Raw genomic sequence first — 16,023 nt, forward strand, 5'->3', positions numbered from 1 at the left:
CCAAGGCCACCAACGGCGGCGGGGTCAACGACTGGAACCGCGAGCACGTCTGGGCCAAGAGCCACGGCGACTTCGGCACCGCCCCCGGCCCGGGCCGGGGGCACCGCCGCGCCGTCTCCCGTTCAGGGGGTGAAGACCTGGTCCAGGGTGTCGATCGCGGGCCCTTCGCCGGAGCTCACGTCGGCTCCCAGGTGGTAGCGGAAGACCAGGCCCTGGTCGGGGTGGGCCACGAGCCAGTCGATGAGCTGCTGAAGGGTGATCTTCTGGTTCTCGGTGCTCGCGACGATCGGCGTGACGGCGGTGATCTTGGCGTCGGAGGCGATCGGGATGAAGGTCTCCTTGCCCACGGTCTCGAAGGGCGCCCCGTCGGTGCCGGGTGCGCCGCAGCCCCAGTTGCCGTGCTTGACGATCAGGCTGTGGAAGCCGCCCTCGGGGGTGTACCGGTTCACGGCCACCTCGTCAGGGGAGATCGGCATCTTGTGGTCGCAGCCGGCCCCGGGGGCCGGGGACCCCGGCTTCTTGGCGGGCGTGGCCCCCGCACCGGGCGGCGTCGCCCCGGTGGAGGCGGTCGCGGTGGTGGTCGGGGTCGCTGCCGGCTTCGGCGCCGCCGCCGGGCTGCCGGCGGGCTTCGAGGCGGTGGCGGAGGGCGCCGCGGGGGCGGTGGGGGGCGTACCGGGCGACGTGCCGTCGTCGCCGTCGTCGCCCTGGCAGCCGGTGAGCGCCAGCACCCCGCACAGGGCCAGGGCACCCAGGACCGTCCGCCGTCCTCGTCCTGCTCGCATCGTCGTCTCCCTCTGCCGCGCTGAAGCGTCGCGTCAACGTAGCGCGGGGATCCGGCCAGGGCGATGGCCCGATCCCGTTCGTCACCGACCCGGGATCGAGCCGTTGCCCGTCCCGGACCTCCGTGACACCGCCGCCCGCGGGCGACGCGCGAAGGCCGCCCCTCCTGGCGGGGAGGGGCGGCCGTTCAGAGCGTCAGCACTGGTTCAGGCCCGGGGCGGGGTCGACCGACGTGTGGACGTCCACGGCCGGGACGTTGCCCCACTGGCCGTTGTCCAGCTTGGTCCAGTACCAGACGTTGTTGCCGCCGGCGTGCTGGTCGCCGCGGCCCCAGCACTGGAACCAGCTGAAGCCGGTGTTCAGCGGCCCCCGTACCTCGTTGGTGTTGTACCGGCGGTGGGCGTACCCCTTGGCGCCGACGCGGTTGCCACACCACAGCTTGGCGTCGGAGCGGACGCCGCATTCGGCGGCCGTGCTCGTCCCGGTGGCGGGCGTCGCCGCGGCGGGGCCGGTCACGGTGGCCATGCCGCCCGCCAGTGCGGCGGCGGCGAGACCCAGGGCGATCTTCTTGCGTGCGGACATGCTTCCTCCTCGAAAGGGCTCCCTCGGGAGCCGGGTGATGGGTGTGCGCGGTCGGTCGCGTGCGCGGTCAGTCGTGTGCACGGACAGGGCGTGCGTGGTCGGGGGCGTGAGCGGTGCTCAGGGGCAGGTGCGTACGCCGTCCAGCCAGGCGGGGCCCTTGATGTAGATGTTGGTGATCCACGACGCGTACTCGGGCAGGTAGGACCAGGCGTCGTTCGTGTAGCCCTCCGCCGTCACCGGTTGGGCGTGCTTCTGGCACTCGATGCGCACGGTGGTCGGGCCGGGGAACTTGTGCACCCGCGCACTCGTCGTGGAAGGCTCCTCGTGGGTCCACACATCGGTGCCCCAGGTGCTGAAGGTGCCTGGTGCCGCCGCCGCGGCGATGCGGACGGCTCCCGCGTAGTCCCCGCCCAGCCGTACGTCGCTGACAGTGATCCGGGTGCCCGACTCCCGGGCCTCGACCATCTTCCCCGCGCCCAGGTAGATCGCGATGTGGTGGACGGAACCCCCGGACCCCCAGGCCAGCAGGTCCCCCGGCAGCAGCGGCGCGGTCCCCTGGGCAGCCGTGAAACGCTGCTTCACCTGCGGCGAGTGGAACTGGTGGTACGAGTTGCCGGCCAGCGGGTCGCCGCCGGCGGCGCGGGCGTAGGCGTACCGGACCAGTCCGGAGCAGTCGAAGCCCAGCCGTTCCGGATCGTGCGCGCTGTCCGGGTCGCTCGGGTCGACCTGACCGTACGTCGGCCCCGGCTGGGGTCCGTGACCGCCGCCCCACGTGTACCAGACGCCGATCTGCTCGCAGGCGGCCCGTACGGCCCCTTCCGCCACCGCGGCGGCCCCCGGCGCGAGCACCCCGCAGGACCCCGCCGCCGCCTTCGACGGCGGCGCCGCGGCCGCCGGGGCGCCGGAAGCACCTCCCCACACGGCCAGGAGGGCCACCGCCGCCACCGCCGCCCCCCTCGTTCTCCGCATCCCCATGTCCCTTCCCCCGTCCCCGTCGCGGTGTCCCGCGGTGTCGTCGTGTTCGTCGAGGTGCTCGTCTTGGTACTCGTCGTGCCGCGTACTCGTCGTGCCGCTCGCCGGCGTACTCCTCGTCGTGCTCGTCCTCGTGAGCACGGACCGGCCGTCCAGCGGGCACTCCGAGACTGTGCCCCGCCACCCCCGCATGTCGAGGAACCACGGGTCGCCCACCTCGACGGGAAACGGGAAACCCCCGGGAAACCCCCTCCCACCAGGCGTTTTGAGCGGCCGTCAGCCCCGCGGCGCGGCGGCGGCCGCTGCAGCGGCGCAAGGCGGCCGGTACGGGCGTCCGGGCAGCAGGGAGCGCCACCGGGCCGGCGTCGGATCGCCGATCAGGGTGCAGATCGCGGCCGTGCGTTCGCCCGGGTCGACGGACCAGAAGCGGACCGTGCCGTCCGTCCCGCTGCTCGCCGGACGGCCGCTGGACGGGTCGTAGGCCACTCCCCACACGGCCCCGCCGTGTCCCGCGAGGGTGGCGACCGGCCGGAACCCGACCGCGTCCCACAGCCGCACGGTGCCGTCGATGCCACCGGAGGCCAGCACCCTGCCGTCCGGGCCGAAGGACACGGCGCGGACCGCGCCGGTGTGTCCGGTGAGGGTGGCGGCCGGACGTCCCGACGCCGGATCCCATACCCGGACCGTGCCGTCGTTGGCGCTGCTCGCGAGCCGCCGCCCGTCCGGGCTGAACGAGACGCTCCGCACGGCGCCCGCGTGCCCGTGCAGGACCGACCGCGCCGAGCGCGCGGCGACGTCCCACAGCCGCACGGTCAGGTCGTCGCTCCCGGAGGCCAGGAGCCGGCCGTCGGGGCTGAACGCGACCGCGTTGACGAAGTCCTGATGCGCGGTCAGGGTGCTGAGCTGCACGTGGCGGGCGGTGTCCCACAGTTTCACCGTCCGGTCCGCGCTGGCGGAGGCGAGGGTGCGGCCGTCCGGTGAGAAGGCCACCGCGAACACGGACCCGCCGTGCCCGGTGAGCGTGGCGAGGAGCGTGCGCCGGGCGCAGTCCCACAGTCTGACGGTGCGGTCCGCGCCCGCCGAGGCCACGAGCCTCCCGTCGGGGGAGAACGCGACCGCGAAGACGGCCCCCTGGTGGCCCGTCAGCGTCCCGACGAGCCGGCGCTGGCGGGGGTCCCACAGGCGGACGGCCCGGTCCGCGCCCGCCGAGGCGAGCAGCCGCCCGCCCGGGGCGAAGGCCGCCTGCCACACCTCGGCGAAGGGCCGGACCACCAGCGAGGTCCGGCCCGGGTCCCACACCACCGCGGACTGGTCGAAGCCCCCGGTGGCCAGCAGGCCGTCGGGGCCGACCGCCACGGCGAGCACGTAGTCGGTGTGCCCCGCGAGGACCTGGGTGATCCGGTGGCCGGCCGTGTCCCACAGTTTGGCCGTCCCGTCGCCGCTCGTGCTGACGACCGTGGTGCCGTCCCGCGTGTAGGCGACGGCGTTGACGTCGTCGCTGTGCCCGCGCAGCACCTCGGTCCCGGTGGGCCGGCCCGGCCCGGAGACGTCCCAGATCCGGACGGTCCGGTCCGCGCCGCCCGAGGCGACGCTGCGGCCGTCCGGTGCGAACGCGACCCCGAGGACCCCGTCGCCGTGGCCTTCGAGTACCTCCGCAGGGGCGGCCTCGCCCCCGTCGGCCACCTCCCACAGCCGGACGGTGCGGTCGGCGGCGCCCGAGACGACCCGCCGCCCGTCCGGGGAGAACGCGACCCCGTGCACCGCGTCGGTGTGTCCGCGCAGCGTGCTCCCGAGCCGCCCGGTCGCCGTGTCCCACAGGCGTACCGTCGCGTCGACGCCCCCGGAGACGAGGGTCGTTCCGTCGGGTGAGAAGGCCACCGAGCGGACGCCGCCGCCGTGCCCGTAGAGCGTGCCCGCCAGCTGGCGCTCGGGCAGCCGCCACAGCCGTACGGCCCCGTCCGCGCCCGCCGACGCCAGCAGCCGGCCGTCCGGGGCGAAGGCCACCCCCAGCACCGGCGCGCCGTGCCCGGTGAGCGTCGCCACCGCCGACCGGTGGCCGGCTCCGCCCCACAGCCGTACGGTGCCGTCGGTGCTGGCCGTCGCGAGCAGCCGGCCGTCGGGCGCGAAGGCCACGCCGTTCACCGGGCCGGTGTGCCCGGACAGCCGGCCGGTGAAGGCCTGCGCCTGCGTACTGAGCAGCGCGCCGCGCGCCTCCGTCGTGGGCGCGGTCCGGTACGCCTCCGCCGCGAGCAGCATCGACGCCTCCGGCTGCCCGGAGGCCATCGCCCCGGACCGAACCGCCAGCTCCCGCGACTGCGCGGTCCGCTGTTCCTCCACCGCCCGCGACCACTGGTGGAAGGCCAGGCCGCCGGCGCCCAGCGCCACGACCAGCAGGACGCCCAACGCCGCCTGCAGCCGGCGCCGGGTCCTCGCCCGCCGCCGGGAGCGCAGCCGCCGGCCGCGTTCCTCGGCTCGGCTCGCCGCGAGGAACTCCCCCTCCCAGGGGCCCGGCGGATCACGGCCGTCCTGCCGCTCCGCCCATTCCTCCGCCGCCGCCAGCCGGCCGCCCCGGTAGAGGAGTTCCGCGTCCCTGCCGCCGCGGACCCAGGCCGCCGCCGCGTCGGCGAGCTGCTGGCGCAGCAGCAGCCCCGCCCGGTCCGAGTGGATCCACTCGCGCAACCGCGGCCACGCCCGCAAGAGGGCCTCGTGGGTGATCCGTACCGCGGACTCACCGGCCGTCGCCCCGGCCGTCACGAGGCGGGCCCGTACGAAGGCGTCCAGGGCGGAGCCGGCCGAGCGCGAGTCCCGCAGGCCGGCCAGCAGCCGGTCGGGCGCGACCCTGCGCCGGGTCTCCACGTCCCCGTCCCCGTCCCCGAACTGCACCAGCCGCAGCAGGACGCGACGGGCCGCCTCCTGCCCGGCCGCGTCCAGGCCGGTGAACACGTCCTCGGCCGTGCGCGCCACCGCGCCGCGCAGGCCGCCCGTCGCCTCGTACCCGGCGACGGTGAGGGTGCGGCCGGAGCGGGCGCCCCAGGTCACCAGCAGCGCGTGCGACAGCAGCGGCAGGGCCCCCGCCGATCCCGCCGGGGTCCCGTCCTCCGCCCCGGCGTCGCGCGCCAGCAGCTCCACCAGCCCCGGTTCGAGCAGCAGCCCGGCCCGCTCGGCGGGGCGGGTGATGGCCGCGCGGAGCTCCTCCGGGGTCATGGGGGCGAGGACGAACAGGCCGTGCGCGAACACGTCGGCCAGCTCGGGGTAGGCCAGGCAGCGGCCGCTGAAGTCCGCCCGCAGGCCCAGCACCACCAGCGCGGGGGTGTCGGCGCTGCCGCCGGAGAGCTCGGTGAGCGCCGCGATGAAGGCCCGCCGGTCGGCCTCGTCGCGGCACAGCGTGAACACCTCCTCGAACTGGTCGACCACCAGCACGATCCGCCCCTCCCCGACCCCACCACCACCCACCCCAGCACCTCCGCCCACCCGTCCGGTGCCAGCGGTGCCACCGGGCGCAGCGGGGCTACCTGGTCCAGCGGGGCCGGCGGGGCCGGCGGGTACGGCAGTTCCGGCAGGTACGGCAGTTCCAGCGGGTACGGCGGGGCCAGCAGGTCCACCGGGTCCGGCGGGTACGGCGGGGCCAACAGGTCCACCGGTTCGGGCGGGTCCGGCGATTCCGGCGGGTCCAGCGGTGCCGGCGGGGCCAGCGGGGCCAACAGGGCCGGCGGGGCCAACAGGCTCACCGGTTCCGGCTGGGCCGGCGGGTCGTGCGTTTCCAGCGGGTCCGGCGATTCCAGCGGGGCCACCGGGTCCGACGGGTCCGGCGGGTCCGGCAGTGACGGTGGGATCCTCCGATCCGACCGACGCATCCGATCCGGCCTGTCCGTCACGTACGAGCGATCCGGGACGCGCGTCGCGGCCGTCCGGCGTTGCCCCCTTCACCGACCCGACCTGCCCGTCGGGCCGGAACGGCACTTCCGGTGGCCGGGCTCCGGCCCCCGGCCGCGGTTCCGGTACGGCGGCGGGGGTGGGGGCCGACGTCGGAGCATGGGCCGGGCCCTGGGCCTGGGTTGGGGCCTGGGCCCGGCCTTGGCCCCGAGCCGGATCCCAGCCCTGCCCTCGACCCTGACCCGGCGCATGGGCCGGACCCCGGGCCGGGGCCTGGGTGGGGGCCGAGTCCTGAGCCGGGGCCGGGGCCGGGCCCGGATCCGAGGCTGAGCCCAGGTCCCGGGTCGGGGGCGCGCCCGGGCCATGGGCCGGGGCCTGGGCCGGAGCCGAGGTCGTGGCCGGGCCCGGATCCAGGGCTGAGCCCGGGGGGTGAGGCGGAGCTTGGGGCGCCGCCGGGCCCGGGGCTGACCCAGGGACCTGGGGCGGGGCCGAGCCCTGGCCTTGGGCCGGGACTTGGGTCGGGGCCAGGCCCTGGTCGTGGGTCGGAGCCGCCCCCTGAGCAGAGCCCGAGCCCGGGGCTGGAGCCGAGCCCGAAGCCATGCCCGGAGCCGAGCCCCGGCCCGGGGCCGGGGCCTGGGCCGGGCCCGGAGCCGGGGCCGGGCCCGGAGCCTGGGCCGGGGCCTGGGCCTGGGCCGAACCCGAACCCTGGGCCTGGGCCGAACCCGGAGCCGGAGCCGGGCCCGAAGCCGAGCCCGAGCCCGGAGCCGGAGCCGGAGCCGAAGCCGAAGCCGAAGCCGGGGCCTGGGCCTGGGCCTGGGCCTGGGCCGGGGCTTCGTCAGGGGTCGGTGGGGCTGGCGGGGGCTGGGTGGGCGGGGTCAGGACGCGTTGGAGTTCCCGCATCGGGTGGGCGGTCGGCGTGCACAGTACGACCCGGGGGGCGGCGCCGAACGGGCCTCCACCGCCCCCGCGCAGGGCCGGTACCAGACCGGCCCGCAGCAGCGAGGACTTGCCCGCGCCCGAAGGGGCCACCACCGCCAGCGGGCCTTTGCCCGCCTGCCCGGCCAGCCGGTCCAGCAGCGCCGAGGCGGCCCGCTCCCGGCCGAAGAACCAGTCGGCGTCCCCGGTGCCGAACGCCGCCAGCCCCCGGTACGGGCAGGCCGCCGCCGCGGCCTCCGGCCGCCGCGCCTGCGGTACCGCGTCCGGCACCAGGCGGGCCAGCGCGCCGCCCGCGCCGAGGGCCTCGTCGCAGCGTTGGGCCAGATCGGCCGTGGGCGGCTTCGTACCGTTCTCGATCTTGCTGAGGTAGCCCTTGCTGTAGTGCATGAGCCGCGCCAGCGCGGACAGCGACAGCCCGCGTTCGGTCCTGACCTGACGCAGGGCCGCGCCGAAGTCCGCGGCCGGGCCCGGCGCCCGCCCGCCCCGGCCGGCGTCTGTGGCTCCCGTCGACAGGTCCCCTGCGTCCACGCGCGCCTCCGTTGAGATCCGGCGGCCCACGCTAGCGAGGCGCCCGCGCCCCCCGCACCGCACGCCTCCCCCGTTCGACTGAATCCGACCGGAGGACGCATGAGCGCCCGATCCCGGGGAAGAGACGGAGGCCGCCCGGGACGGCGGCGCCCCCTAAGGAGTCCGGAGGCGCTCGGCGAGGGACTGGAACTCGGGCCAGGGCCGCTGCGGGGGACGGGAGTCCCACACCTTCTGGGAGAGGGCCGCCAGCGGGAGCCGGATGCCGGCGGCGACCTGGGCCGGTGTCTGCGATCCGGCCAGGTCGGCCCAGACGGCCAGCCGGGCGCCGAGGACCTGCGCGTCGTAGCGGGCGGGGACGGCCGTGGTGCCGCGCAGGACCAGGGGGGTCCACTGTTCGTAGATGCGGCGGCCTGTGGGGTACGTGAACTGGTTCGGTTCGCCGAGCACGTAGTACAGGTACTCGTCGTTGAGGTTGACGACCTTGCGGCCCGCGTCGAGGTACGCCAGCGGCGGCCGCGCGCCGATCTCCTTGCCCGTCCAGTACTCGGCCTGGATGTCGGGCGCCGCCGCGACCACTCCCCCGCTGAAGAATCCGTCGTTCCACGCCTTGAGGGCCTTGCCCGACGGGCGGACCACCGCGGCCCGGTCGTTCAGCCAGCCCGTCGCCAGGTCCTGGACCTGGGCGGACGGTCCGTAGCGCTGCCGGGCGGCCGCCGCGAGCTGGGGGAAGGAGGCCTGCGGGTCGCGGACGACCAGGGCCTGGTACTCGTCGGCCCCCAGGTGCCAGGCTCCGGCGGGGAACAGCGGGATGAACTCGCGCAGCAGTTCGTCCACCAGTTTGGCCGCCGCCGGGTCGGATATGTCGACGGCTCCCTTGACGGCCCGTCCCTGTACGTCGCGCAGTTGCAGGCCGGGGTGGGCGCGCAGGACGGCGCCGAGGTGGCCCGGCGAGTCGATCTCGGGGACGACGGCGATGTGCAGCCGGGCGGCGAGCGCGGTGATCCGGCGGACCTCGGCCTTGGTGAGGTGCGGGGTGGAGACGATCTCGGGATGGCTGTCGGACTGGATCCGGAAGGCCTGGTCGTCGGAGAAGTGCAGGCCGAGCTGGTTGAGCTTCAGGTCGGCCATCTCCCGCAGCCGGTCCTCTATCCACTCGGGGGCGAAGTGCTTGCGCGCGATGTCGAGGTTGAGGCCGCGCTGCGGTTTGGCGGGGGCGTCCTTGACGGTGCCCTCGGGGGCCGAACCGGCTCCGCGTATCGCCTGTTTGAGGGTGCGGGTGCCGTAGAAGACGCCCGCCTCGTCGGGTCCGGTGATCCGGACGCGTCCGTTCTGGACGGTGAGGGTGTAGGACTCCGCAGGGCCGGACCCCTTGGCGGCGAGGTCGAGTTCGACGTCACCGGGCTTCGCCTCGTCGGACTCGGTGTATCCCAGGCGCAGTTCACCGGCGAGGAGCTTTCCCTCGTCGGACAGGGCCGCGCTGTCGGCGGGGTTCACGACCACCCGCGCGCCGGCGGCCGGTTTCCAGCCGGGCCCCCGCGCGGGCACGTGTTCCCGTACGGCCGGGACGGTGCTCGGAGCGGTGGACAGCGGGTACGAGGCGGGCGGCGGGGGCGGCGGGGTGGGGGCTTCGCTCGCCGGGGTGGTGGCGGCCGGGCCGCCCGTGGAGACGGCCGGGCTGGGGCTGGGGGCCGCGGGCGCGGCTCCGGTGGAAGCGGAGCAGGCGGGCACGGCGAGGGTGACCAGGGCGGCGGCCGTTGCCGTCGCGATGGTCCTGCCTCTCCCGAACGTGCCGCTCGTCTGTCTCATGGTGTGCCCGTGTCCCCCGTACCAACCTGGCACGGGAGACACGGGCGCGCGAGCCGGGGGGTTCAGACCAGTGCGGCGAGCGCGGTGGCGGCGAAGCCGTGGTCCTGGTCGGGGGCGCCGCCGCCGACGCCGACGGCCCCGATGAGGCGGCCGTCGCGGTGGACGGGCAGGCCGCCCGCGATGAAGAGCAGCGGCCGGTCGAGGGCGGTGGGCAGGGTGTGGAAGAGCCCGCCGGGCTGGACGGCGTCGACGAGGTCGGCGGTGGGGGCGTCGAGCTGGAGGGCGGTGAAGGCCTTGCGGGTGCTGGTCTCGCCGGAGATCAGTACGGCGCGGTCGTCGCGGCGGAAGGCCAGCAGGTGGCCGCCCGCGTCGAGGACGGTGACGCTGACGGCGACCCCGGCCGTTTCGGCGGCGGTACGGGCGGCGGCGACGAGCAGGTCGGCGTCCTCGCTGGTCAGGGGGGTGACGGCGGTGCGGGTGGCGGTGCTGGACATGCGGGACTCCTGGGGGGAAGGGGGGTGCGGGTGGGTCAGTGGTGGGCGGGGACGGGCGCGGGGGCTGCGGCCGGTGCGGCGCGGCCGGTGTCCGCCGGCGCGCGGAGTGCCGTGCGGCGCTCCAGGGCTCCGGAGAGGACGGCGAGGACGAGGGCGGAGGCGGCGAGGGCGGCGCCGACCCAGTTGGGCGCGGTCCAGCCGAGGCCCGCGGCGATGACGAGCCCGCCGAGCCAGGCGGCGAGGGCGTTGCCCAGGTTGAAGGCGCCGATGTTGACGGCGGAGGCCAGGGTGGGGGCGCCGGCGGCCTGGTCCAGGACCCGCTTCTGCAGCGGGGGTACGGTCGCGAAGCCGAGGGCGCCGATGAGGACGATGGTGGCCGCGGCGCCCGCCTTGGTGTGGGCGGTGAGGGTGAACAGGGCCAGTACGACGGCCAGCGCGCCCAGGGACACGTACAGCATCGGCATCAGCGCGCGGTCGGCGAAACGGCCGCCGACGAGGTTCCCGGCGACCATGCCGAGGCCGAAGAGGACGAGGAGCCAGGTGACGGAGGTGTCGGCGAAGCCGGCGACGTTCGTCATCATCGGGGTGATGTAGGTGATGGCGGCGAAGACTCCGCCGAAGCCGAGGACGGTCATCGCCATGGCGAGCAGGACCTGGACGTTGCGGAACGCGGCCAGTTCGTGGCGGATCCGCACGCCCTCGGGGCGCGGCAGTTCGGGGACGAGGCGGGCGATGCCGAGCAGGCCGACCACGCCGAGGGCGGCGACGATCAGGAAGGTGACGCGCCAGCCGAGGTGCTGTCCGACGAGGGTGCCGAGGGGGACGCCGACGACGTTGGCGACGGTGAGGCCGGTGAACATCATGGCGATGGCGCCGGCCTTCTTCTCGGGGGCGACGAGTCCGGCGGCGACCACCGAGCCGATGCCGAAGAAGGCGCCGTGTGCCAGGGAGGCGACCACGCGCCCGGCGAGCATCACGCCGAAGGCGGGGGCGAGGGCGGAGAGCACGTTGCCGACGACGAACAGGCCCATGAGCAGCATCAGCATGCGCTTGCGGGGGAGGCGGGTGCCGAGGACGGTCATCAGCGGGGCGCCGAGGACGACGCCGAGGGCGTAGCCGGTGACCAGCAGGCCCGCGGTGGGGATCGTGACGCCGTAGCCGGCGGCGACCTCGGGGAGCAGGCCCATGATCACGAATTCGGTGGTGCCGATCCCGAAGGCCCCGATGGCGAGGGCGAGGAGCGCGAGAGGCATGAGGGAGGTGCCCTTCAGGGTTCGAGTGGGGGGTGGGGGCGGGGCGCTCGTGGCGCGGGGCGGCGGACGACGGTGGATCTTGCGTTCGCCGTTTGCCTTCGTCCACATTAATTGCAGACGCGGGATATTTGCAAGCGCGGGCTATTGCGTCGGTGGCCTATCCTGGCGGTACGCGGCGACGAGACGACGCCACCGGCAACGACGGAGGAGCCATGACGGCCACGGACAGCGCACTGACCGCCCTCGCCCAGGGCTGGTGCGCCCTCTCCCTCCTCCACGGCCGCATCGAGGCGCACATCGAGCGGGCGCTCCAGTCGGGCCACGGGCTGAGCGTGCGCGAGTACTCGCTGCTGGACGTGCTCAGCCGGCAGCACAGCGGCCCCGGCGGGCACCTGCGCATGCACCAGGTCGCGGACTCGGTCGTGCTCAGCCAGAGCGCGACGACCCGGCTGGTCAGCAGGCTGGAGGACCGCGGGCTGCTCAACCGCTACATCTGCGACACCGACCGCCGGGGCATCTACACCGACGTCAGCGAAGCGGGCCTGGCCCTGCTGGCCCGGGCCCGGCCGACCAACGACGCGGCCCTGCGCGAGGCCCTCGACGAGGCGGCCGGCCATCCCGAACTGGCCCCGCTGGTCAAGGCGATCGAGGACACGGGCACGATCCGCGCCTGACGGTTTCCGTCCGTTTCAGCCGGTCACGGGGCCGGGGCGCTCACGGCCGCCGACGGTCCACCCGGCAGCGGTGTGGCGCCGGCGGGCGGCGCCGACCTCACCGGGGTGGTCGCGGGGGGCCGGGACGGGGTCGGCGTGGGGGCGGGCACCCCGGCGGCGGTCGACGGGGGCCTGGACGGCGTGGCGCTCCCCGCGGGCGACGCGGGGCTCGACGGGGCCGGACTCGGCAGGGGGGATCCCGACGGCAGGCCCGGCGCCGGGGTCGGCGTCGGGGTCGGCGTCGGCGTGGTGAGCTCGGGGGGCGCCGCGGGCGGCACCGGCCGGGGCGGCAGCTGGTCGGGTCCGAGTACGAGGTAGCCGGCCAGGGCCGCCGCGGCCAGCCCGGACAGCCCCGCGAAGGCCCAGACCGAGCGGCGCCGCCACAGCGCGCGCACGGACAGCCGCCGCAGGTGCGGACCCGGCGGATCGGCGGGCCGCAGCCCGACGACGGTCACCTCGTCCGCCCGCGCGGCCAGTGCCTGTCGCAGGCGGTGCTCCACGGGACGTTCGCCGCGGCGCTGCTCCCCGTCCGTCGTACCCGTCATACCCGGCCCTCCAGAACCTTCTCCAGCGCGTCCAGACCACGGCTGGCGTTCGACTTCACCGCTCCCCGGCTGATGCCGAGGGTGGTGGCGATCTCCGCCTCGCTCAGATCGGCCCAGTAGCGCAGCACCAGCACCTGGCGGCGGCGCGGGGACAGCTTGCCGAGCGCGGCCAGCACCTCCCGGTGCGCCTCGCCCAGCACGACGGAGGCCTCGGCGGAGGGCACGTCGGCCGTCACCGGCGGCACCCAGGCCCGGGCGGTGCGCCTGCGGCGCAGCACGGAGCGCGAGGTGTTCACCACGGCGGTGCGCAGGTAGCCCAGCGCGTTGTCCACCTCCGTGATCTGTTCCCCGTACCGGCGGTACAGGGCGGTGAAGGCGTCCTGGACCACGTCCTCGGCGGTGGCCGGGTCGTCGACGAGGAGCACCGCCAGCCGGACCATGCCCAGCCGGTGCGCGTGGTACAGCTCGCTGACGGTGGGCGGGGGCGGCGGCTCCTCCGCGCCGGGCGTCCCGTCGTCGCCGAAGGTCCGGGCGCCGCCGTACGTGTACGCGTACGGGCGCGTGCCGGGACCGGCCGGCGGGGCGGAACGCTCGCGGCGCGAGAGCCACCACCACAAGCCCCGCCACGCCCGGGCGAACCCGGGCGTGAGGGGGCTGATGGATGGTGCGAGGTCGAGCACGGGTGTCCTCAGTTGGCGGCGCGGCGCCGCACGGCGTACAGGGCTCCCCCGCCGACGGCGATGAGCCCGGCCGCGCCGGCGCCGAGGGCGACGGTGGTCGCCGAGGAGCCAGTATGCGCGAGCTCGGATCCGCCGGGGGCGGCGGAGGGCTCCGCGCTCGGCTGGGCGCCCGCCGGGCTCGTCGGGACCGGGGTCGGCTTCGCGCCCGCCGGGCTCGTCGGGACCGGGGTCGGCTTGGCGGTCGACGGGCTCGCCGGGACCGCGCTCGGCTTGGCGCCCGCCGGGCTGGTCGGGGCCGGGCTCGGCTTGGCGCTCGACGGAGCGGTCGGCTGGGCGCTGGGCGCGGCGCTCGGCGTCGCGGTGGCGGCGGGCGCCGCGGCGACGGCCGCCCCCTGCGCGGCGACGGCCGGCCCGCCGAGGACGACGGCCGCGCCCGTGGCGGCCGCGACGACGAGGGCCGCCCGGCGGGCGGAGAGGGGGACGCGCTTGAGGTTCTTCACAGTGGTTCTCCACGGTCGGGTCGAGGGCGCGGAACTTCGCCCTTCACCCCCGCACGACGCGCGAGTGCGCGATCGGTTGCCACTGTTTCCGAAAAACTTTTCGCGCGGACCCGCGAGGGGTTCCCCGCTCCCCGTCCGGCTCCGTTCAGCCGCGGCCCGGCGGCTGCGGCGGCCAGGGGACCTCGGCCAGCAGCGGGACGAGTTCCGCCTCCTCGTGGTCGAGGTGCGCGGTCAGTTCGGCCGTCATCCGGGCCAGTTCGGCGCGGAACCGCTCCGGTTCCGCGATGTGGAGGCCGTCCAGCAGGCCCACGAGCTCGCCCTGGACGACCGCGAGCTTCCGGTGTTCCTCCCGCAGGCGTGCGAACGTGCCGGCCAGGTGCGGGTGGTGGGGGGCCATCCCGGGGAACAGGTGGTCGTCCTCGCTGACGTGGTGGAACTCCAGGGCCCGGCAGAACGCCAGGCAGCGCTGGCGGATCTGCAGGCCGAGCCCCGGCGGCGGCGGTTCGCCCGGGCCGGTGTGCGAGGCCCGGGCGGCGAAGTGGGCGTCGGTTTCGGCGCTCACGTGGCGCAGCTGGGCCCGCAGCCAGGTGTGGACCTCCATGATCTTGCCCGCGAGGTCGCGGACCTCTCCGGGAGCCTGCCACCCGTCGGGGTCGGCCGGGCCGAGGACCACGACGGGCAGGGTCCGGTCGGTCCGGTCCCGGTACTCGCCGTATCCGGGTTCGGCTTCGAGGACGTGGGCGAAGAGTTCGTCGCGCCGGGCCCCCTCGGCCGGGACCGCGAGGGCTTCGAAGGTGTCGGCGCCGAGCTCCACCCGGACCTGGGGGTGGGCGAGGAGGTTGTGGTACCAGTCGGGGTGGTGGGGGGCGCCGAGGTTGGAGGCGACGACCAGCAGCCCGTCTCCGTGGCGGACGTAGCCGAGCGGGGTGGTCCGTTCGGCTCCCGACCGGGCTCCGGTGGTGGTCAGCAGGAGCAGGTCCGAGCCCTCGAAGGGGCCTCCCACCTTCCCCCGGCGGGCGCGGAACTCCTCGATGACGGACTGGTTGAACGACGTGGGCACGACTGTGTTTCCCTCTCGGGGCAGGGCACGGCACGCCGCCCGGCCCGGCGGGACGGCCGGGGGCGGGGGCGGGGCGTGCGGAAGAGACGCGGGGGGTGGCACCGGACGGCGCGGCGGGGCCGCGGCGCGTGCCGGGCGCAGGTGTGCGGGAGTGACGTGGGGCCGGCGTGCGGCCGTACGACGTCAGCTGCGGGGCGCGGAGTTCTGACTCAAGGCGCTTCCTCAGGGGTGGGGGTGTTCGCCCGATCACCGGCCGGCCCACTGCTCTTTGGCCGGAGTCACGCGACACCGGTCCCCATTACACGCAGGCGGGCGGCCGTTGTCAACGCCGATGATCATGTGGCTGACCGTGCGGGAGCTCCCGCAGGAGCGTGCCCGGCAGGGCGAAGCCCTCCGACCGGACGCGGGGAGGCGCCCGGGTGCCCCTTGAGCACACAGGCCCCGTGGATCACAATCCGCAGATGCCGACGCCCCCGTACAGCAGTTGGATGCGGTACTTCTCGCCGACCGCGGGCCATCGCCGGCTCGGCCTGGTCTGTCTCGGCGTGGGGGTGCAGGAGGGGGAGCTTCCGGTGGTGGGCCCCCGGGCGCTGGACCATCACGTGGCCGTCGTCGTCACCCGCGGGCGGGGGTGGTTCGCGCACGCCGGTCGCCCGCCGCAGCCGGTGACCGCGCCCGCCCTGCTCTGGCTGGTACCGGGCGTCGAGCACCACTACGGCCCCGGCAGCGGCGGCTGGGACGAGTGCTTCGTGGACTTCGCGGGCCCCGGCGTGGAGGCGTACACCGACCTCGGTTACGTGACCCCCGACCGGCCGCTGGTGCCGCTGAGCGGGACGGCCGGGGTGCGTCACGTGGTCGACGGGATCGTACGGGCGGCCCGGCGCGGCGGCCCGCTGCTGGAGGTGGAGGCCGCGGCGGCCGTGCACGCCCTGCTGGTGGCCCTGCGGTACGCGAGCGCGGGGGTGTCGCGGCACGGTGACGCGGTGATGGAGGCCCTGACCCGGGACGCGCTGCTGCCGATCCCGGTCGCGGAACACGCCGCGCGGCTGGGCATCTCCCTGCCCGAACTGCGCGGGGCGGTCCGCCGCACCACCGGCGAGGGGGTCAAGGAGTACCTCCTCGGCATCCGGCTGAGCCGCGCGAAGGAACTCCTGGCCCGCACCGACCTGCCGGTGGCCGGCATCGCCCGGCGCGTGGGCTACGAGGACCCCGCGTACTTCAGCCGCCTGTTCAGCCGCCGCGTCGGCATGGCGCCGGTCCGCTTCCGCGCCCAGCAGTCCGTCCGGCCCCCGCTTCCCTGA

13 protein-coding genes and 1 pseudogene are annotated in these 16,023 nt (G+C 76.0%); 2 read left to right on the plus strand and 12 right to left on the minus strand.

Annotated features, from left to right (window positions below):
• Positions 1 to 122: 122 nt before the first annotated feature.
• From AC07B0_RS34250 to AC07B0_RS34285, 8 genes and pseudogenes are all read right to left on the minus strand, one after another.
• Positions 123 to 782 (minus strand): hypothetical protein, encoded by a 660-nt coding sequence (locus AC07B0_RS34250; RefSeq protein WP_478899853.1) that lies wholly within the window; start codon positions 780 to 782, stop codon positions 123 to 125.
• A 193-nt stretch (positions 783 to 975) separates the two neighbouring features.
• The gene (locus AC07B0_RS34255) at positions 976 to 1,362 is read right to left on the minus strand and encodes a hypothetical protein (RefSeq protein WP_356876918.1); all 387 of its coding nucleotides are present in this window, start codon (positions 1,360 to 1,362) and stop codon (positions 976 to 978) included.
• A 117-nt stretch (positions 1,363 to 1,479) separates the two neighbouring features.
• On the minus strand, positions 1,480 to 2,331 hold the full coding sequence (locus AC07B0_RS34260) for a C40 family peptidase (protein ID WP_356876920.1): 852 nt from the start codon (positions 2,329 to 2,331) through the stop codon (positions 1,480 to 1,482).
• A gap of 279 nt (positions 2,332 to 2,610) precedes the next feature.
• A complete protein-coding gene (locus tag AC07B0_RS34265; RefSeq protein WP_478899924.1) occupies positions 2,611 to 5,787 on the minus strand; it encodes an nSTAND1 domain-containing NTPase in 3,177 nt (1,058 codons plus the stop codon).
• Positions 5,788 to 7,041: 1,254 nt separating this feature from the next.
• A pseudogene (locus tag AC07B0_RS34270) lies at positions 7,042 to 7,734 on the minus strand (helix-turn-helix domain-containing protein); the annotation flags it as partial.
• Between the two features lie 90 nt (positions 7,735 to 7,824).
• Entirely contained in the window at positions 7,825 to 9,477 is a 1,653-nt protein-coding gene (locus AC07B0_RS34275) for a beta-N-acetylhexosaminidase (RefSeq protein ID WP_478899855.1), read from the minus strand.
• Positions 9,478 to 9,539: 62 nt separating this feature from the next.
• On the minus strand, positions 9,540 to 9,971 hold the full coding sequence (locus AC07B0_RS34280) for a GlcG/HbpS family heme-binding protein (protein WP_356876924.1): 432 nt from the start codon (positions 9,969 to 9,971) through the stop codon (positions 9,540 to 9,542).
• A gap of 35 nt (positions 9,972 to 10,006) precedes the next feature.
• Positions 10,007 to 11,224 carry an MFS transporter gene (locus AC07B0_RS34285; RefSeq protein WP_469381956.1) on the minus strand — a complete coding sequence of 406 codons (1,218 nt, stop codon included), beginning with the start codon at positions 11,222 to 11,224 and terminating at the stop codon, positions 10,007 to 10,009.
• A gap of 212 nt (positions 11,225 to 11,436) precedes the next feature.
• Between AC07B0_RS34285 and AC07B0_RS34290 the strand changes: the two genes are divergently transcribed.
• Positions 11,437 to 11,898 carry a MarR family winged helix-turn-helix transcriptional regulator gene (locus tag AC07B0_RS34290; protein WP_356876928.1) on the plus strand — a complete coding sequence of 154 codons (462 nt, stop codon included), beginning with the start codon at positions 11,437 to 11,439 and terminating at the stop codon, positions 11,896 to 11,898.
• 23 nt (positions 11,899 to 11,921) lie between these two features.
• Here the strand turns inward: AC07B0_RS34290 and AC07B0_RS34295 are convergent, their stop codons facing one another.
• The 4 genes from AC07B0_RS34295 to AC07B0_RS34310 all read right to left on the minus strand — a co-directional run bounded on the left by AC07B0_RS34295 (position 11,922) and on the right by AC07B0_RS34310 (position 14,722).
• The gene (locus tag AC07B0_RS34295; protein WP_478899856.1) at positions 11,922 to 12,482 is read right to left on the minus strand and encodes a hypothetical protein; all 561 of its coding nucleotides are present in this window, start codon (positions 12,480 to 12,482) and stop codon (positions 11,922 to 11,924) included.
• The gene (locus tag AC07B0_RS34300; RefSeq protein WP_469381953.1) at positions 12,479 to 13,162 is read right to left on the minus strand and encodes an RNA polymerase sigma factor; all 684 of its coding nucleotides are present in this window, start codon (positions 13,160 to 13,162) and stop codon (positions 12,479 to 12,481) included. Before AC07B0_RS34300 ends, AC07B0_RS34295 begins: the two co-directional genes overlap by 4 nt.
• 8 nt (positions 13,163 to 13,170) lie before the next feature.
• A complete protein-coding gene (locus AC07B0_RS34305) occupies positions 13,171 to 13,662 on the minus strand; it encodes an LAETG motif-containing sortase-dependent surface protein (RefSeq protein ID WP_478899858.1) in 492 nt (163 codons plus the stop codon).
• A 145-nt stretch (positions 13,663 to 13,807) separates the two neighbouring features.
• Entirely contained in the window at positions 13,808 to 14,722 is a 915-nt protein-coding gene (locus AC07B0_RS34310) for a nitroreductase/quinone reductase family protein (protein WP_356876936.1), read from the minus strand.
• A gap of 461 nt (positions 14,723 to 15,183) precedes the next feature.
• Between AC07B0_RS34310 and AC07B0_RS34315 the strand changes: the two genes are divergently transcribed.
• Complete coding sequence (locus AC07B0_RS34315; RefSeq protein WP_467291736.1) at positions 15,184 to 16,023, plus strand: helix-turn-helix domain-containing protein; 840 nt, start codon at positions 15,184 to 15,186, stop codon at positions 16,021 to 16,023.

Source organism: Streptomyces sp. NPDC044704 (genome assembly GCF_056433525.1).